The following is an 18,411-nucleotide window of genomic DNA, read 5'->3' on the forward strand; positions in this document are numbered from 1 at the left end:
CGAAATACCTCGCGATGGTCGCTTCCGAGATCAACAACCGACCGCGTAAGATCCACGGTTGGAAGAAGCCCTCCGAGATATTCACCGAACTCGTCGAGGCGAATGCTTCCACCAGCTGAACCCGCCCTCGGCTGGACTCTGGTCGGCCAGCCGGAGCCAATGAACTGGTCCTCGGATTGGGCGTCCGGCGTCGCTGTGCAAGCAGCCCGGAGTAGCCGCTGGACCTCGGCGAGAGCCTGAACCTCATGTGGTGTGAAGCTGGTCCATTCCCGCCAATGCCACGGCCCGTCGTCGTCGATGATGTCGAAGAACTGCTCGACATACTCCACCAAGCCGATTTCTCGGACACCGTTGTCCCCCTTGCTATCTCCAGCGCTTCCATCGCCCGATTCCGCAGGCGCTGTTCGACAAGGCGCTCGCTCGGGTGCTCGACATCGTTCATCTCAGTGAGGGTAACCAGAGGCAACGCACGCACATGCCGCGATCCGCGCGGCACGCAGCGTGACGGCTGGAGCTGCCGCTCGCCATCCGGATCTGCCGAATTAAGTGCGCCGCCACACCGGGCGGGTTGGTCGCGGGTGTGTATTGCGGGCGTATCGAGAGTGCTTACGCCACCGCAACAGCCCTACCGATTAGATGGGCACATGAACCACAGCGCATCCCTGTCAGCACCGACCCGCCGCACGCGCAGGACCGTGCTCCTGAGCCTGGCGGTCATCGGCGTGGCGAGCGTCGCGTTCGCCGTGCGGCGACCGCTTCTGATGTCCGCTCCGAGGTGCATGGCCGGGCGGTGGCACGGCTGCTACGACACGGAGAACGGTGTGCTGCTCATGATGCTGGTGGGGCTGCCGTTGGCTGCTCTGGTGGTGTGGGCTCTGGCGCGCTTTCGGCGTGCCACCGGTGGCACATCGGCGTGGCGGATGTCGCTGGCCGAGATGGGCCTGGTCTACGGGACGGTACCGCTCGTATGGATCACCATGATGCCGGGACCGGGGGCCGGCACCGTCCCAGGCCGGGTGAGCCTGATCCCGCTGCGGGACCTGCTCACGATGGGGCCCGTCGGGATCGGCGGCAACCTGCTGATCTTCGCGGCGCTAGGGTTTTTCGCCCCTATGAGGTTCGCGGTGCTGGCGTCCGTGCCGCGGATCCTGGCGCTCGGGGCAGGCTGCTCGGCCCTGGTCGAAACCGCACAGTACGTGCTGCGGCTGGACCGGGTGTCCTCCGTCGACGACGTGCTGGTCAACGCCGCCGGCGCCGTGCTGGCCGGGCTCGCGTCGCGCCACTGGTGGCGCACCGCGGAGAGCGATCCGACGCCGGAGGCGTTCCCGGTTAAACGTTCATGAGGCGGTCCGTCCATAGCAGATCAGAAACAGCGCCGGGGGCTGTCCACAGCGGTCAAACTTGTCCACAGGCGACCGAGGTGAGGCGGCGGGCCGGTCCGGCGGTCAGCAGGCTCGACGGCAGCACGTTCGAGCCCGACCGCTGGAGGCCGCCATGCCGCCCCGTACCCCGCTCCCACCGCACCGCCGCCTTCCCCTGCTGGTCACCGCCGACGGCGACCTGCTCGACGAGCTGCTCCGGCTCGCCGCAGCCGGTGGCACCGAGGTCGAGCTCGCCGCCGACCCCGCCGCAGCCCGCGCCCGCTGGCTGCCGGCGCCGCTCGTGCTGGTGGGCAGTGACCAGGCTCAGGCCTGCCTGCGGGCTCGGCTGCCGCGCCGGCCTCGGACGGTGCTGGTGGGCCGCTCCGGTCACCTCGACGGGCGCGGAGATCGCCGAGCTGATCGGGGCCGAGCACGTGGCCACGCTGCCCGCCGCCGAGCCGTGGCTGGTCGACCGGTTCGCCGAGTGCGTGCTGGACCCGGCCAGCGGTGGCGCCGCACGGATGGTCGCGGTGCTCGGCGGGCGGGGCGGCGCGGGTGCCAGCGTGCTCGCCGGCGGCCTCGCGGTCACCGCCGCCCGAGCCCGACTGCGCACCCTCCTGGTCGACGCCGACCCGCTCGGCGGCGGGCTGGACCTGGTGCTCGGCTGGGAACAGATGGAAGGCCTGCGCTGGCCCGGACTCACCGGCACCGACGGGCGGGTCGACCCACCCTCGCTCGTCCGGGCCCTGCCCAGCCGGGGTGACCTGGTCGTGCTCTCCTGGGATCGTGGCGACCTGCTGCATCTGCCCGCCGAGGCGATGGCCGCCACGGTCGACGCCGCTCGCCGGGGCCGGGACGTCGTGGTCGTCGACCTGCCCCGGCAACTCGACGACGCATCGGTCGTGGCGTTGCAGGCGGCGGACCGGGCCCTGGTGGTCGTACCGGCCGAGCTGCGGGCCACCGCCGCCGCAGCCCGGGTGGTCGCCACAGCCGCCCCGCACTGCGCCGACCTGGCGGTGATCGTGCGCGGCCCGGCCCCGGGCCGGCTGAAGGCCACCGAGGTGGCCCGGGCACTCGACCTGCCGCTCGCCGGCACTCTCCGCCCCGAGCCCGGGCTCTGTCGCGGGCTGGAGCGGGGTGAGGCGCCCGCGGCGGGCGGGAAGGGACCGCTCGCCGCGCTCTGCCAGCGGATCGTCGGCGAGCTGACCGGCGTGCCCGCCACCGGTGCGGCATGACCGGCCCCCTCGACTCCGGCGAGCTGGCGGCCCGCGTCCGGCGCCGGTTCGCCGCCGCGGCCACTCCGGTCACCCCCGCCGCCATCGTCTCCGCCGTACGCGCCGAGCCGAGCGCCGCCGTGCTCGGTGACACCGCCCTGCTGCGCATCGCCGACCGAGTGCACGATGACCTGGTCGGCGCCGGCCCGCTCGCTCCGTTGCTGGCCGACCCGCAGGTGACCGACGTGCTGGTGAACGGCACCCGGGTCTGGGTCGACCGTGGGCAGGGGCTGCGCCAGGTGGCGGTACCGATCGGCTCCGTCGAGGACGTACGCCGGCTCGCGCAGCGCCTCACGGCGGCCGCCGGGCGCCGGCTTGACGACGCCCTCCCCGTGCGCGGACGCTCGACTGCCCGACGGCACCCGGCTGCACGCCGTGCTGCCGCCGGTGGCGACCGACGGGCCGTACCTCTCCCTGCGGACCTTCCGGCAACGGCCGTTCACCCTCGAGGAACTGGTCCGGCAGGGCACCGTGCCCCGGCCGGTGGCACCGGTCCTCGCCGCCGTCGTGGCGGCCCGGCTGGCGTACCTGGTCACCGGGGGCACCGGTTCGGGCAAGACCACCCTGCTCAACACGCTGCTCGGGCTGGTGCCGACGACCGAGCGAATCGTGCTGGTCGAGGACGCCGCCGAACTGCGCCCGGTGCACCCGCACGTGATCGGCCTCCAGGCGCGTACGTCGAATGTGGAGGGCACGGGCGCGGTGGGACTGAGCGACCTGGTCCGGCAGGCGTTACGGATGCGCCCGGACCGGCTGGTGGTGGGCGAGTGCCGGGGTGGCGAGGTGGTGGACCTGCTCGCTGCCCTGAACACCGGCCATGATGGTGGAGCGGGGACGCTGCACGCCAACGCCCCGACGGACGTACCGGCCCGGCTCGAGGCGCTCGGTCTGCTCGGCGGTCTGCCCCGGGCCGCGCTGCACGCTCAGGTCGCGGCGGCACTGCAGGTGCTGCTCCAGGTCCGTCGCGGCAGCGAGGGCCGCCTGCTGGAGTCGATCAGCCTGCTGGTGCCCGAGGGGCCGGAGCGACTGGTGACCGTGGTGCCGGCCTGGGTACGTGGTCGTGGCCTCGGCCTCGCCGCTCGGGCGCTCGGGGCGCTGCTGCGGGAGCGCGGGGTCGACGTACCGCCGATCCTCTGCGCGGTCTGGCCCGGCTCGGCGGGCCCGTCGTGAACGGCCCGGCCTGGCTGGTGACCGCGTTCCTGGTCACGGCCGCGGCGGTGGTCGCCTGGCCGCTGTGAAGAGGCCGGGCTCGGCGTCGCGCCGTCTTCGGCGCTCCGTCGCGGTCGGCTCCCGGTGGTCCGCCGCCGATTGCCGTCTACGTTCCGGCCTCCCTCGTCGCCAGGTGTCGGTCGAGCCACGGGCGGCTGTCGACGGGGCCTGCGGTGGTTCGTCGCGGTGCCCCGGCCGGGGTCGCCGGGCGGTCCTTCCCGACCAGGCCGCCCGGTCGCCGGGACCCGCGTCGTCCGGCAGCCGCGTTTCCCGACGACCTCCGCCCCGTCGCGACGCTCGTCCGGCGGGCGGCTGCCCGATCGGGCGCAGCTGGGGGCGGACGCCGTCCCCGGCGGATCGGGGCATCCGCGCCGAGGCGAACGGTGCTGCTGGCCGCCGTGGTGGGCGGTGGGATCGGTGGTGGGTTGGCCGGCCCGGTGGCCGCGGTTGTTCTCGCGGCCTACGGCGCGCTGGGGGTGCGTGCCGTCCTGCGCCGTCACGCCGGACGGCACGCGCAGCGGGCCCGACGGCAGAGCCTGGACCAGCTCGGCGGCCTCGCCGCCGACCTGCGGGCCGGGTTGCCGGTGACGGCCGCGCTCCGCGGTCCGCTGCCGAGGTTGTCGACATTCGGGGATCCGCTGTTGGGCTCGGTGGCACTCGGGCGGCCAGGGCCAGGATTCGTGACGTTCGACGGTCCGGGGTCGGGCTCCGTGACGTTCGAGGGTTCGGGGCCGGGCTCGGCAGGGCTCGGCGCTCCGGCGTCGGGGTCGGTAGGGGTCGGCGGTCCGGCCGCCGGGGGATCGGCGTTCGGGGACACGTTGCCTGGGCGGTCGCGGGCCGGCGAGGCGTTGCCCGGGCAGGCGGCTCTCGACGGGCCCGTGCCCGCGCAGCCGGCGCTGAACCCGGTGCTGGCGACGTCTGGGGAAGCGCTCGCGACCCGGGCTGCGGTTGCCGGCCCGCCGCCGCTCGTGGACGGCCTGGCGCCGGCCCTTCCCGATAGCGCCGGTCGCCGCGTCGCAGCCGATCCCGGTGGGCCCGCCCGGTCGCCGGAAGCCTCGGTCCCCGACCGCCCGGACGGGCCGGCGCGGGTCGCCGAGCTGGCCCGGGCTGCCGTGCGGCTGGCCGACCGCACCGGAGCTCCCCTCGCCGAACTCCTGGAGCGAATCGAGGCCGATGCCCGGGCGGCCGACCGTGGGCTGGCCGCGGCTGCCGCCCAGGCCGCCGGTGCGCGGGCCACGGCCTGGCTGCTCGCCGCGCTGCCGCTCGGCGGCATCGGGCTCGGGTACGCCATCGGGGTCGACCCCGTCGCGGTGCTGCTGCACACGCCGGTCGGTGGCGCCAGCGCGGTCGCCGCCGTCGGACTGCAGGTCGGCGGCCTGTTGTGGGCGGAACGGCTCGGCGCGGCCCCGGGGCGGGTTGGCTGATGCCCCGGCAGGCGTTCGCGGCGTCCTGCCTGGTCGGGGCGGCGCTGCTTGTGATCGTGGCCGGCTCGCCGATCGTTCGACCAGGCCGACGTCTTCGCCGGCTGGACCGATCGTCAGAGGGCGGGGCTGAGCGGGCGGCCGGCGTGGTGGCCCGATCGGACCCGGCTCGGCGCCGGGCTCGCCGGTGTGGCCGCCGCAACCGTCGTCGGCGGCTGGGCCGGCCTGCTCGTCGGGATGCTGGCCGGACTCGCGGCGGATCGCCTGCTCCGTCGGATCGAGCCGCGCGCCGTCCGGGACCGGCGACTGCGCGAGATCGCCGATCTGCCGCTCGCCGCCGACCTGCTCGCGGCGGCCCTCCGCGCCGGAGCGCCGGTCGACCGGTCGGTGCTGGCGGTCGCCGAGGCGTTGGGTGGGCCGATGGCCGACCGGCTCGGCCAGGTCGGCCGGACACTGCTGCTCGGTGGCGAGCCGGCGGAGGCGTGGTCGCAACTGCTCCCCGTGCCCGATGCGGACCGGCTGGTGGCGGCCGCGCTCCGCTCGTCCAACAGCGGGGCCGCGCTGGCCGGCGCGCTCACCCGTCTCGCCGACGACCTGCGGGCCGACCGATCCACCGCGGCCGAGGCGGCGGCCCGCCGGGCGGGCGTGCTCATCGTGCTGCCGCTCGGGCTCTGCTTCCTGCCCGCCTTCATTCTCGCCGGTCTGATGCCGGTGATCGTCGCCGTCCTCGGCGACGTGCTCTGAACCCACAAGAAGGGAAACGAGATGCGGAAACTCCTCGCCCGCCTGCGCGGCGATGCCGGGATGAACACCGCCGAGTACGCCGTGGGCACGCTCGCCGCGGTGGCCTTCGCCGGCATCCTGCTCAAGGTGCTCACCTCCGGCAACGTGCAGTCCGCGCTCACCGCCGTCATCGACCGGGCACTGAAGTGACCGGGCGCCGGCCGGCCGGCCACCGATCGTCGGCCGGGCAGCGGACCGTCGGGTCGGAACGTGGCTCGTTCACCGCCGAGCTGGCGGCCGGCCTGCCGGCGCTGGTCCTGCTGCTGCTCACCGGCCTCACCGCCGTCAACGCGGTGACCACGAGGAGCGGTTGCCTGGACGCCGCCCGGGAGGCTGCGCTCGCCGCCTCCCGGGGCGAGAACGGAACGGCCACCGGTGCCCGGTACGCACCGCCCGGCGCGGACGTCGCGGTCACCGTCTTCGGCGATCGCGTCTCCGCCACGGTCCGCGTCCCGGTCCGCACCCTGGGGGCGCGGCTGCCCCGGATCACGGTGTCCGCCACCGCGATCGCCGCCGTCGAACCCGGTGCCCCGGCACCACGACCGTGACGGCGGTAGGCGCGTCCCGGGCGAACCGGGCCGGCGCGGACACGGATCGCGGCGGCGCCACGATCTGTTTGCTCGCCGTGGGGCTGGTGTTCGTCCTGGTAGGTCTGTTCGGCGCGGCGCTCGGCGCCGCCCGGACGGCCCGGCAGCAGGCCCGGGTAGCGGCGGACTTCGGGGCGCTCGCCGGCGCCGGCCGGGCACTCGAAGGGGAGGCGGCGGCCTGCGGGACGGCCGGGAAACTGGTCGGCCTGAACGCCGCGCGGCTCTCCGCGTGCCGTCTCGACGGGATGGACGTGCTGGTCACGGCGGAGGTCACGGTCACGCCGTTGCCCTGGCTGACCCGCACCGCCACGGCGACCTCCCGGGCCGGCCCGATCCGAGGCTGACCGCTCCGGGTCGGCCCGCCGGGCCGCCCACGGGCCGGGTCGGTCGGGGCGCGGCGAGCTGCCGCGCCCCGGACCGATTACGGCTCAGCGGGACTGGAGGGCGTCCAGGCCGACCGCCATGGCGATGACGAGTCGCCGGTCGATCTGCGGGTTCTGGATCTCCACCACGTACCGGTCGCGCAGGCCCCACTTCTTGACGACCGAGAACACCGGCTGACCCCCGGCGACGAAGTCGAAGTGGTACGGCAGCCAGGACAGCGAGTCGACGAAGCGGCGCAGCAGCGCCACCGGCAGGCTCCGCTCCTGGCCCGTGATCTGCGGCAGGCCGGCCTGTTCAACGTGCCACGTCGACCGCAGCAGCGACTGGGCGAAGTCCTTGCGGAACAGCCCGATCGGGTTGCCGGCGTGGTCGGTCACGTCGTACGTGGCGCCGAGGTCGAGCCGCTGACGGGCCTTGAAGCCGAGCAGCGGGGTCTGCTTGGAGTCGTCGGTGTAGATGGTCACCTGCTCCTTGAAGGCGAGCCGCTTCTGCTGCGCGAACGCGAGCAGCTCGCCCTCCGAACCGTCCGGCGCCACCGCGCGGACCTCGTACTGGTTGACCATCATCCGGATCCGCTGGCGGATGAAGAACTGGTGCTGGGTCTGCAAGGTGTCGAGCTGCATGCGATCTCCTTCGAGGGGTAACGCCGGAGTCTCGCACAGCCGGGCCCTCAGCGTCCGCCCTCGATGGTCGCCTTCATCGCCCAGGCGCACCTGGTCAGCCGGGACGGCTGCCACAACGGCGAGGTGGCCCTTTCCGGCACGCCGGACACCGCGACATCGCCGAAGCCGAGTCGATCACCCCGCCCGCGAGCCCCGAGCACGCCGCGAGGCGGCCAGGTCGCGTCGGTCGTCGCGCTAAGGGTGGTCGAGGACCCGCTCGTCCTGCCGCGGCAGGGCGGGAGCCGGCGCCACCGGGGCGTCGCCGTCGGGCGACATCGGCAGTGCGGAGGCGACGCCCGCCGGATCGTCGTCCTCGGAAGGCAGGTTGGCGAGGACCACGTCGAGGACCCGCACCGCGTCGGACTTGGACAGCGGGTTGTTGCCGTTGCCGCACTTCGGGGACTGCACGCAGGACGGGCAGCCCGACTCGCAGCCGCACTCGGCGATCGCGTCGCGGGTGGCGCGGAGCCAGGCCGCCGCCGTCCCGTACGCCCGCTCGGCGAAACCGGCTCCGCCGGGGTGCCCGTCGTAGACGAAGACGGTGGGCGCTTCGGTGTCGGGGTGCACGGCGGTGGAGAGCCCGCCGATGTCCCAGCGGTCGCAGGTGGCCATCAGCGGCAGCAGGCCGATCGCGGCGTGCTCGGCGGCGTGCAGCGCACCCGGAATGTCGGCGGCCTCCACTCCGGCGGCGGCCAGCGACTCGGGCGAGAGCGTGAACCAGACCGCGACGGTACGCAGCTCCCGGGCGGGCAGGCCCAGCGGCCGGGTGTCGATCACCTCGCCGGAGGCGATCCGACGGCGCTGGTACGACACGACCTGGCTGGTCACGTCGACCTCGCCGAGGAAGAGCCCGAGCGGCCCGGCGTCCACGTACGACCGGACCGACACCACCGACAGCGAGGTGACGTCGCGGGCGTGGGTGGACCAGTCCGGCTCCTCGGCGTGCACCAGCGCGCACCCGTCGGCCAGGTCGAGCGAGTCGACCACGTACGAGACGCCCTGGTGCAGGTAGACCGCGCCGGGGTGGATGAGGAAGTGCGACGAGCCGCCGTCGACGGTGCCGAGCAGCCGCCCGGTGGACGCCTCGACCACGCAGACCGGTGCGCCGCCCTCGCCGCGCAGGTCGACGTCGGGGCGTTCCCGATGCCGCCAGTACCAGCCGGTGGGCCGCTGCCGCAGCGCGCCGGCCTCGACGAGCGAGTCGACCGCCTCCTTCGCGCCGTCGCCGAACAGTTCCAGGTCGGCCGGGGTGAGCGGGGCCTCGGCCGCGGCGCAGGCGAGCTGCGGGGCGAGGACGTACGGGTTGGCCGGGTCGAGCACGGTCGCCTCGACGGGCCGGCCGAACAGCGCCTCCGGGTGGTGGACCAGGTAGGTGTCGAGTGGGTCGTCCCGGGCCACCAGCACGGCCAGGGCCTCGTCGCCGGAGCGGCCGGCCCGGCCGGCCTGCTGCCAGAGCGACGCCCGGGTGCCGGGCCAGCCGCAGATCAGCACGGCGTCGAGCCCGACCAGGTCGACGCCGAGTTCGAGGGCGTTGGTGGAGGCGAGGCCGAGCAGGTCGCCGTGCAGCAGGGCCCGTTCCAGCTCGCGTCGTTCCTCGCGCAGGTAGCCGGCCCGGTAGGCGGCCACCCGGTCGCCGAGCCCGGGGACCGCTTCGTCCAGGGCACGCCGGGCGGTCGCGGCGACCACCTCGGCGCCCTTGCGAGAGCGGATGAAGGCGAGGGTGCGTACCCCCTCGGCGACGCTGTCGGCGAGCAGGTCGGCGGTCTCCCGCAGCGCCGAACGCCGGACCGGCGCGAGGTCCACGGCCTCGGACGCGGGATCACGAGGCAGCAGCGGCGGCTCCCAGAGCGCGAAGGTCACCCCGCCGCGCGGGGACGTGTCCTCGGTGACGGCGGCCACCGGCAGGCCGGTGAGCCGCCCGGCCGCCGTCGCCGGGTCACCCGACGTCGCCGAGGCCAGCACGAAGACGGGGGTACGACCGAAGCGGGCGCACTGCCGGCGCAGCCGGCGCAGCACGTGCGCCACGTGCGAGCCGAACACGCCGCGGTAGGTGTGGCACTCGTCGATGACCACGTACGCCAGCCGGCGCAGGAAGCCGGACCAGTGGGCGTGCCCGGGCAGGATGCCGTGGTGCAGCATGTCCGGGTTGGTCAGCACGAACCGGGAGTGCCGGCGGATCCACTCCCGCTCGGCGCGCGGGGTGTCCCCGTCGTAGCAGGCGGGGCGTACCCCGTCGAGTTCCAGGCCGGCGACGGCGCGTAACTGGTCGGCGGCGAGCGCCTTGGTCGGCGCCAGGTAGAGCACGGTGGCGCGCGGGTCGGCGAGCAGGGTGCTCAGCGCGGGGAGCTGGTACGCCAGCGACTTGCCGGACGCGGTGCCGGTGGCCACCACGACGTGCTGCCCGGCGTACGCCAGCTCGGCGGCCTCGGCCTGGTGCCGCCAGGGGGCGACCACGCCGCGGCGGGCGAACGCCGCCCGCAGTTCCGCTGGGGCCCAGGCCGGCCAGGGTGCCGGCTCGCCGGTGCTGGCCGGCACCCGCTCGACGTGGGTGACCGGGTCGGCGGTGTGCCGCGCGCGTAGCCGACGCAGCAGCTCGGCCGGCGGTCGCCCGGGGCCGGTGCCTGCGGATACGGTGGCGGCGGAGGTCACGTCCTGCACTCTCGCACTGGTGTTCGGAATTGGGAACCCGGGGCGGTGGGTATGGGGAGCCTTCGCCGGTGACCCGGCAGGGGTCTGGTGGGCGGGATGGTTAGATGCCCAGGAGAGTCTACGAGGAGGACCGATGGAGCTGTCGCTGGCGACCCGCACCGTGGGGGAGCACACGGTGCTCGAGGTCGGCGGTGAGGTGGACGTCTACACCGCGCCGCGGCTGCGGGAACGGCTCCTGGAACTGATCGACGGCGGGACCCGCCGGGTCGTGGTGGACCTGGGCCGGGTGGACTTCCTCGACTCGACCGGGCTCGGCGTGCTGGTCGGGGCCCTCAAGCGGCTCCGCTCGGCGGATGGCTCGTTCGCCCTGGTCTGCGACAAGGAGCCGCTGCTCAAGATCTTCCGGATCACCGCGCTGGACCAGGTCTTCCCGCTGCACCCCACGGTCGACGCGGCGATCAGCGCCGACCCGACCGGCGCCAGCGCGTGATGGCGACCGTCAAGCTCTCGTTCTCGCCCGCCCCGGTGCACGTGCGCACCGCCCGCCTGGTCGGCGTCGCGGTGGCCCGCCGGGCCGGGGTACGCGAGGACCTGCTGGACGAGGTGCGCCTGGCCATCGGTGAGGCGTGCACCCGGGCGGTGGCCCTGCACCGGCAGTACGGCCTGCACGATCCGGTGCTGGTGGAGATGTCGGACTCCGGGGCGTACTCGGTGCGGGTGGTGGACCGGGCCCCGATCGAGGCGGGCATCGGCCTGGCCGCGCTGCCCCCGGACGAGTTGGCCAAGGAGTCGCTCAGCGAGGACGCGCTGACCACCGGCGTCGGCTTCGCCCTGCTCGCCGGCTTCGTCGAGGATCTCCAGGTCCGCCCGGTCGACGAGGGCATCGGCACCGAGGTCCGGATGGTGTGGCCGGTCGGCCGCTGACCTGACAGTTCGTCCCGCAGGCCGCGTTCCCGCTCGGGAGCGCGGCCTCGTCGTGCTGGTCGGCCCATATATCAGATTTTTCCTCGTAACACAGTCACGAAGATCATCGAGACAGGGTGCCCCCTCGGTGTGACCTCCAACACTGCGGAGGGCTACAGTACCCGGGTTGTCAGCAAGTGACCCGTCCCGCAGCCAGCGGGAATGGGTGTTCATCGCTGGTCCGCGGTGGTGGGTTGGCGCGCTGGCGAGTTCGCATCCAGGCGTCGGCCCGTGCGTCTCCACGGCCGGCGCGAGTGTTCGGTACAGGAGGACATAGATGTCCGGGACCTTGGCCGCCGACGGCGGCGCACTGTCCCTTACCGGAGCCAACACGACGTACGTCGTCATCGCCGCGGTCATCGCGCTGGTGGCGCTCGTCTTCGCCGCCGCCTTGACCAAGGCCGTGCTGGCAGCCGGTAAGGGCACCACCAACATGCAGGAGATCTCCGGGGCGGTGCAGGAGGGCGCTTCGGCGTACCTGCTGCGGCAGTTCCGGACCCTGGCGATCTTCGTGGTGATCGCCGTCGTGCTGCTCTTCCTGCTGCCGGTGCACGACACCGACGGCAACCAGACCCTGGTGAAGATCGGCCGGTCGGCCTTCTTCGTGGTGGGTGCCCTGTTCAGCGCGTTCATCGGCGGCGCCGGCATGTGGCTGGCCACCCGCGCCAACCTGCGGGTCGCCGCGGCGGCCCGGGAGCGCGAAGGCGGCCGCGAGGGCGCCATGAAGATCGCCTTCCGGACCGGCGGCGTGGTCGGCTTCCTCACCGTCGGCCTCGGCCTCTTCGGTGCGGCGCTGGTCGTCATTCTCTTCCGGGGCGACGCGCCGACCGTGCTGGAGGGCTTCGGCTTCGGCGCCGCGCTGCTCGCCATGTTCATGCGGGTCGGCGGCGGCATCTTCACCAAGGCCGCCGACGTCGGCGCCGACCTGGTCGGCAAGGTCGAGCAGGGCATCCCCGAGGACGACCCGCGCAACGCCGCCACCATCGCCGACAACGTCGGCGACAACGTCGGCGACTGCGCCGGTATGGCCGCCGACCTCTTCGAGTCGTACGCGGTCACCCTGGTCGCCGCGCTGATCCTGGGCCGGGCCGCGTTCGGCGAGGACGGCCTGGTCTTCCCGCTGATCATCTCCACCATCGGCGTGCTGGTCGCGATTGTCGGCGTCTTCATCACCCGGCTGCGCGCCAGCGACCGCAACGGCCTGACCGCGATCAACCGGGCCTTCTACATCTCGGCGGTGCTCTCCGCGGTGCTGGTGGCGATCGCCGCCTACGCCTACCTGCCGGCGACCTTCGCCGAGCTGGAGGGTGGCCTGATCGACGTCGACCGGAACCCGCGGCTGGTGGCCATCGGCGCGGTGATCATCGGTATCGTGCTGGCCGCCGCGATCCAGGCGCTGACCGGCTACTTCACCGAGACCAACCGGCGCCCGGTGCAGGACATCGGCAAGAGCTCGCAGACCGGTGCGGCCACCGTCATCCTCGCCGGCATCAGCATCGGCCTGGAGTCCGCGGTCTACTCCGCGCTGCTGATCGGCGCGGGTGTGTTCGGCGCGTTCCTGCTCGGCGGCAGCTCCATCACGCTCTCGCTCTTCGCGGTCGCGCTGGCCGGTACCGGCCTGCTCACCACCGTCGGCGTGATCGTCGCGATGGACACCTTCGGCCCGATCTCCGACAACGCCCAGGGCATCGCGGAGATGTCCGGCGACATCGACGAGCACGGCGCGCGCACGCTGACCGAGCTGGACGCGGTCGGCAACACCACCAAGGCGATCACCAAGGGCATCGCGATCGCAACCGCGGTCCTCGCGGCGACCGCGCTGTTCGGCTCGTACACCGACACGCTGCGCAGCTCGTACGAGGACGCGGGGGTCGGCGACGCCGGGGCCGAGATCCTGAACGCGCTGAACGTGGCCAACCCGCGCAACCTGGTCGGCCTGATCATCGGCGCGGCGGTGGTCTTCCTCTTCTCCGGCCTGGCCATCAACGCGGTCTCGCGGTCGGCCGGCGCGGTCGTGATGGAGGTCCGCCGGCAGTTCCGCGAGCTGCCCGGGATCATGGACCGCACCCAGCGCCCCGAGTACGGCAAGGTGGTCGACATCTGCACCCGGGACGCGCAGCGCGAGCTGATGACCCCCGGCCTGCTGGCCATCCTGGCGCCGATCGCGGTCGGCTTCGGCCTCGGCCCGGGCGCGCTGGCGTCCTACCTGGCCGGTGCGATCGGGGCGGGCACGCTGATGGCGGTCTTCCTGGCCAACTCCGGTGGCGCCTGGGACAACGCGAAGAAGCTGGTCGAGGACGGCGCGTACGGCGGCAAGGGCTCCGACTCGCACGCCGCGACCGTCATCGGTGACACCGTCGGCGACCCGTTCAAGGACACCGCCGGCCCGGCGATCAACCCGCTGATCAAGGTGATGAACCTGGTCTCGCTGCTGATCGCGCCGGCCGTGGTGGCCTGGAGCGTGGGCGACGACCGGAACACCCCGCTGCGGGTGACGCTCGCCGTGGTCGCCGCGCTGATCATCGTGGCGGCCGTGGTGTTCAGCAAGCGCAAGGGCGTCGCGATGGCGGACACCGGCACCGACGCCGGCGCGGGCAGCCAGGAGGAGCGTCCGGAGCCGGTCAACGCCTGAGGGGCGGCCGGCAGCGGTTCCCGGTCGGCGGACGCCGGCCGGGAACCGTCCTGCTCCCGTCCATCGGTGAAACCTGACCGGTGGCAGTTCCACCGGAAGGCCGTACGCTGCTTCGCATGCGTACGCGCCGGGCGGCAACCGCCGGAAAGCTCACGGTGGTGCTGGCCACGCTCGCCCTCGTCCTCGCCGGCTGCGGCGGTCCGAGCCCCCGGGTCTGGGCCGCCTCGGTCTGCGAGGCGCTCACCCCGTGGCGCGCCGAGATCAACAAGCTGACCAGCAGCACCCAGCAGCAGATGACCGCGCAGACCACCCCGGCGCAGGCCAAGGAGAACCTGGTCCGGCTCTTCGCGGGCGCCGAGCAGGCCAGCGAGACCGCCCGCCGCAAGGTCGAGCAGGCCGGGGTGCCGGAGACCGACCACGGCGCGGAGATCTCCGCCGGCTTCCGGGCCTCGCTGAGCAAGGTCCGGGACGCCTACGGTCGGGCCCGGGACACCATCGACGGACTGGACACCGGGGAGGCCAAGGCCTTCTACGATGGGGTCCGGGCCGCGGTGGAGACGCTCAACAAGGAGTACGACGCGAGCGCGCTGGACACCGGCAAGCTCAGCTCCACCGAACTCAAACAGGCCTTCGACGAGGTCCCGGAGTGTCGCTGACGCCACCCTCCCCCGATCCGGTCCGGCAGCTCTCGCTGTTCTCCACCGAGGCGGCCGACCCGTCCCTGGCGGACCTGGCGGGCCTGCTCGCCGGGCCGGCGGAGGTGGTGCGGATGGGCGGGACGGCCCGGCTGTCGGTGGTGGTCGACGCCGCCTGGCGGGTGCACGTGCTGGTGGCCGAGCTGGCCGCGCGCGGGGTGCCGGCGAGCTGGGAGCCGACCGAGGACGGCCGGCACCTGGTCCGCACCGCGTACGCCAGCACGCTGGCCCCGCTCGCGGTGGCCTGGTTGCGTGGCGCCGGGAAGCGACCGCCGGCCGGGTTCCACCTCAACGGGCGCCGGCTGCGGCTGTGGCTCGCCGCCGCCGGGGCCGCCGACCCACCCGGCTTCCTGCTCCGGCTCGGCGCCGGAGACCAGTCCTGCTGGCCGCAGGTGCGGGCGGCGCTGGCCGCGGGCGGCCTGGCCGGGGCGCTCCTCGACCCGGGGGCGGGCGGGCCGGCGTACCGGATCACCGGACGGCGGCGGCTCGCCCGGCTGGCCGAGCTGGTGGGTGACCGGCCACCCGCCGCGCCCGCGGCGGACTGGCCCGGCGGCGCAGCCTGAGCCCGCCCGGGGTGGGGTCCGGGCGGCCGTCGCGCCGGGCCCGCAACCCCCGTCGGCTGTCCGATCTCGGACACCGCCCGCCCGGCGGTTTGTCCAGGAAAACGGACCGGTGACGCCTCGGCCGAGGGTCCGTGATCGTCACAGTGGCCCGCTCCCCGCCCCACTCGCGGTGTACGGTGGCGCCGTCCGGCGGGAGTCTCCGCGTGGCCGGGCCGGCGGCCGCCACGTACCGACCGGTTTGCCGCCCGCGAAACCCGAAACGCGGCCGGCGCGTTACGTTGGACATCCGGACCGGCGGTGGTCCGGCCGGTGCAACACGGCCCGAAACGGGCATGGAGCAGGAGTGAGGTCGGAGAGAGACGTGCCGAGCAACGCTGGAACCACCCGTCTGGTCATCGTCGAGTCACCGGCGAAGGCCAAGACGATCTCGGGCTACCTCGGCCCGGGATACGTCGTGGAGGCCAGCTTCGGCCACGTCCGGGACCTCCCGCGCAACGCCGCCGACGTGCCGGCCAAGTACAAGGGTGAGCCGTGGGCCCGGCTCGGGGTGGACGTCGACAACGGCTTCCACGCCCTCTACGTGGTCTCCGCCGACCGGAAGCAGCAGATCAGCAAGCTGGTGAAGCTGGCCAAGGAGGTCGACGAGATCTTCCTGGCGACGGATGAGGACCGCGAGGGCGAGGCGATCGCCTGGCACCTGGTGGAGACCCTCAAGCCCAAGGTGCCGGTCAAGCGGATGGTCTTCCACGAGATCACCAAGCCGGCGATCCAGGCCGCCGTGGCCAACCCGCGCGAGATCGACCGGGACCTGGTCGACGCGCAGGAGGCCCGCCGCATCCTCGACCGGCTGTACGGCTACGAAGTCTCCCCGGTGCTGTGGAAGAAGGTCATGCCGAAGCTCTCGGCGGGCCGGGTGCAGTCCGTGGCGACCCGGATCGTGGTCGAGCGGGAGCGCCAGCGGATGGCCTTCCGCACCGCCGAGTACTGGGACATCCTGGCCACGCTGGCCGTCGCGAACGCCGGCGAGGGGCCGCGCACCTTCAACGCCACCCTGATCGCGCTGAACGGCGACCGGATCGCCACCGGCAAGGACTTCGAGCCGACCACGGGCCGGGTGCGGGCCGGGGCCGGCGTGGTGCACCTCGACGAGGGCGGGGCCAGGGGTCTCGCCGCCCGGCTGGCGGGGCGGCCGTTCACGGTCACCCGGGTCGAGGAGAAGCCCTACCGCCGCCGCCCGTACGCGCCGTTCATCACCTCCACGCTGCAGCAGGAGGCGGCCCGCAAGCTGCGGTTGTCGTCGCAGCAGACGATGCGCACCGCGCAGCGGCTGTACGAGAACGGCTACATCACCTACATGCGTACCGACTCGGTGAACCTGTCGGAGACCGCCATCGCGGCGGCCCGCCGGCAGATCGTCGAGCTGTACGGCGAGCGCAGCGTGCCGCCGGAGCCGCGCCGCTACACCGGCAAGGTGAAGAACGCGCAGGAGGCGCACGAGGCGATCCGCCCGGCGGGGGACAACTTCCGCACCCCGGGCGAGGTGGCCAAGGAGCTGTCGGCCGAGGAGTTCAAGCTCTACGAGCTGATCTGGCGGCGCACCATCGCCTCGCAGATGACCGACGCGGTCGGCTCCAGCGTCTCGGTGCGCATCCGCGCGGTCACCTCCTCGGCCGAGGAGGCCGACTTCGGCGCCACCGGCAAGACCATCACCGACCCGGGCTTCCTCCGCGCCTACGTCGAGTCCAGCGACGACGAGAACGCCGAGGCCGAGGACGCCGAGCGCCGGCTGCCCACCCTGGTCAAGGACCAGCCGCTGACCGCTGAGGAGCTGGCCGCGCAGGGGCACCACACCCAGCCGCCGTCGCGCTACACCGAGGCGTCCCTGGTCAAGGCGCTGGAGGAGCTGGGCATCGGCCGCCCGTCGACGTACGCGTCGATCATGCAGACCATCCAGGACCGCGGCTACGTGACCAAGCGCGGCCAGGCGATGATCCCCACCTTCCTGGCGTTCGCGGTGATCGGGCTGCTGGAGCGGCACTACCCGCGCCTGATCGACTACGACTTCACCGCCAGCATGGAGAACGAGCTGGACGAGATCGCCGGCGGGGAGCACGCCGCCGTCGACTTCCTCACCTCCTTCTACTTCGGCAGCACCAACGGCACCGGCGATCGGGCCATCGCCCACGCGGGCGGACTCAAGAAGCTGGTCACCGAGAACCTCAGCGAGATCGACGCGCGCAGCGTCAACTCGATCCCGCTCTTCACCGACGACGAGGGGCGTGAGGTCGTCGTCCGGGTCGGCCGGTACGGGCCGTACCTCCAGCGGGCGGTGCCCGGCGAGCAGCCGGCGGCCCCGGCGGAGGGCGAGGAGGGCGGCGGCCAGGGCGACCGGGCCCCGATCCCCGAGGGGCTGGCCCCCGACGAGCTGACCCCGGAGAAGGTGCACGAGCTCTTCCTCGGCGGCGGCGGCGAGCGCAAGCTCGGCGACGACCCGACGACCGGCGAGCCGATCCTGCTCAAGTCCGGCCGGTTCGGCCCGTACGTGGCCAGCGGCGAGCGGAAGTCGTCGCTGCTGCGCTCGCAGACGCCGGACTCGCTCACCCTCGACGAGGCGCTGAAGCTGCTCAGCCTGCCCCGGCTGGTCGGCGTCGCCCCGGACGGCGTGGAGGTCTTCGCCAACAACGGCCGCTACGGCCCGTACGTCAAGCGCGGTGACGAGTTCCGCTCGCTGGACTCGGAAGAGAAGATGTTCACCGTCACGCTGGACGAGGCCCTGGCCCTGCTGGCCGCCCCGAAGAAGGGCCAGCGTCGGGCGGCGGCGCCCCCGCTGCGCGAGATGGGCAACGACCCGCTCACCGAGAAGCCGCTGGTCATCAAGGACGGCCGGTTCGGGCCGTACGTCACTGACGGGGAGACCAACGCGTCCCTGCGGCGGGCCCAGACCCCGGAGGCGCTGACCCTGGAAGAGGCCTCCGAGATGCTCGCGGAGAAGCGGGCCAAGGGGCCGGCGCCGAAGAAGAAGGCGGCGGCGAAGAAGGCCGCCCCGGCCAAGAAGACCGCGGCGAAGAAGACCGCCGCGGCCGCCAAGTCGACGGCCGCCAAGAAGACCACCACCGCCAAGGCGACCGCGGCGAAGAAGGCCCCGGCCAGGAAGGCGGCGCCGAAGAAGGCAGCCGCCGCCAGCCCCGTCGAGGAGTGACGGTCGCCGGCCGCTGTCCCTAACGGCTG

13 protein-coding genes and 4 pseudogenes are annotated in these 18,411 nt (G+C 73.7%); 15 read left to right on the forward strand and 2 right to left on the reverse strand.

The window, feature by feature from the left end; all coding sequences use genetic code 11:
* From DKT69_RS41385 to DKT69_RS12340, 9 genes and pseudogenes are all read left to right on the forward strand, one after another.
* Positions 1–119 (forward strand): annotated as a pseudogene (locus DKT69_RS41385) (IS30 family transposase); the annotation flags it as partial.
* A gap of 525 nt (positions 120–644) precedes the next feature.
* Positions 645–1,343, forward strand: coding sequence for a VanZ family protein (locus DKT69_RS12305; RefSeq protein ID WP_109801706.1), 699 nt, complete (start codon positions 645–647; stop codon positions 1,341–1,343).
* 151 nt (positions 1,344–1,494) lie between these two features.
* Positions 1,495–2,596 (forward strand): annotated as a pseudogene (gene ssd, locus DKT69_RS12310) (septum site-determining protein Ssd).
* Positions 2,593–3,805, forward strand: a pseudogene (locus DKT69_RS12315) (TadA family conjugal transfer-associated ATPase). The pseudogenes ssd and DKT69_RS12315 overlap by 4 nt, the downstream one beginning before the upstream one ends.
* Positions 3,806–4,227: 422 nt before the next feature.
* Positions 4,228–5,268 carry a type II secretion system F family protein gene (locus DKT69_RS41050; protein ID WP_368666240.1) on the forward strand — a complete coding sequence of 347 codons (1,041 nt, stop codon included), beginning with the start codon at positions 4,228–4,230 and terminating at the stop codon, positions 5,266–5,268.
* Positions 5,268–6,009, forward strand: a pseudogene (locus tag DKT69_RS12325) (type II secretion system F family protein). Before DKT69_RS41050 ends, DKT69_RS12325 begins: the two are co-directional and overlap by 1 nt.
* Before the next feature lie 21 nt (positions 6,010–6,030).
* Positions 6,031–6,198, forward strand: a complete 168-nt coding sequence (locus DKT69_RS12330; RefSeq protein WP_076470820.1) for a DUF4244 domain-containing protein — start codon at positions 6,031–6,033, stop codon at positions 6,196–6,198.
* Entirely contained in the window at positions 6,195–6,596 is a 402-nt protein-coding gene (locus DKT69_RS12335) for a TadE family type IV pilus minor pilin (protein WP_109801707.1), read from the forward strand. The genes DKT69_RS12330 and DKT69_RS12335 overlap by 4 nt, the downstream gene beginning before the upstream one ends.
* The gene (locus DKT69_RS12340) at positions 6,593–6,979 is read left to right on the forward strand and encodes an Rv3654c family TadE-like protein (RefSeq protein ID WP_109801708.1); all 387 of its coding nucleotides are present in this window, start codon (positions 6,593–6,595) and stop codon (positions 6,977–6,979) included. The genes DKT69_RS12335 and DKT69_RS12340 overlap by 4 nt, the downstream gene beginning before the upstream one ends.
* A gap of 84 nt (positions 6,980–7,063) precedes the next feature.
* Here DKT69_RS12340 and DKT69_RS12345 read toward each other — a convergent pair whose 3' ends face one another.
* A complete protein-coding gene (locus tag DKT69_RS12345) occupies positions 7,064–7,642 on the reverse strand; it encodes an LURP-one-related family protein (RefSeq protein WP_109801709.1) in 579 nt (192 codons plus the stop codon).
* Between the two features lie 234 nt (positions 7,643–7,876).
* On the reverse strand, positions 7,877–10,330 hold the full coding sequence (locus tag DKT69_RS12350; protein ID WP_438361829.1) for a DEAD/DEAH box helicase: 2,454 nt from the start codon (positions 10,328–10,330) through the stop codon (positions 7,877–7,879).
* Positions 10,331–10,463: 133 nt separating this feature from the next.
* Between DKT69_RS12350 and DKT69_RS12355 the strand changes: the two genes are divergently transcribed.
* From DKT69_RS12355 to topA, 6 genes are all read left to right on the forward strand, one after another.
* Positions 10,464–10,820 carry an STAS domain-containing protein gene (locus tag DKT69_RS12355; protein ID WP_109801711.1) on the forward strand — a complete coding sequence of 119 codons (357 nt, stop codon included), beginning with the start codon at positions 10,464–10,466 and terminating at the stop codon, positions 10,818–10,820.
* A complete protein-coding gene (locus DKT69_RS12360; RefSeq protein ID WP_089011583.1) occupies positions 10,820–11,254 on the forward strand; it encodes an ATP-binding protein in 435 nt (144 codons plus the stop codon). The genes DKT69_RS12355 and DKT69_RS12360 overlap by 1 nt, the downstream gene beginning before the upstream one ends.
* A 316-nt stretch (positions 11,255–11,570) precedes the next feature.
* A complete protein-coding gene (locus tag DKT69_RS12365; protein ID WP_109801712.1) occupies positions 11,571–13,925 on the forward strand; it encodes a sodium-translocating pyrophosphatase in 2,355 nt (784 codons plus the stop codon).
* 116 nt (positions 13,926–14,041) lie between these two features.
* Positions 14,042–14,581 (forward strand): hypothetical protein, encoded by a 540-nt coding sequence (locus tag DKT69_RS12370; RefSeq protein ID WP_109801713.1) that lies wholly within the window; start codon positions 14,042–14,044, stop codon positions 14,579–14,581.
* Positions 14,572–15,183, forward strand: a complete 612-nt coding sequence (locus tag DKT69_RS12375; RefSeq protein ID WP_109801714.1) for a hypothetical protein — start codon at positions 14,572–14,574, stop codon at positions 15,181–15,183. Before DKT69_RS12370 ends, DKT69_RS12375 begins: the two co-directional genes overlap by 10 nt.
* A gap of 361 nt (positions 15,184–15,544) precedes the next feature.
* Positions 15,545–18,382, forward strand: a complete 2,838-nt coding sequence (gene topA / locus DKT69_RS12380) for a type I DNA topoisomerase (protein WP_109801715.1) — start codon at positions 15,545–15,547, stop codon at positions 18,380–18,382.
* Positions 18,383–18,411 lie beyond the last annotated feature (29 nt).

Source organism: Micromonospora sicca (assembly GCF_003172935.1).
In the GTDB taxonomy this organism is placed as follows: Bacteria; Actinomycetota; Actinomycetes; order Mycobacteriales; family Micromonosporaceae; genus Micromonospora; species Micromonospora sicca.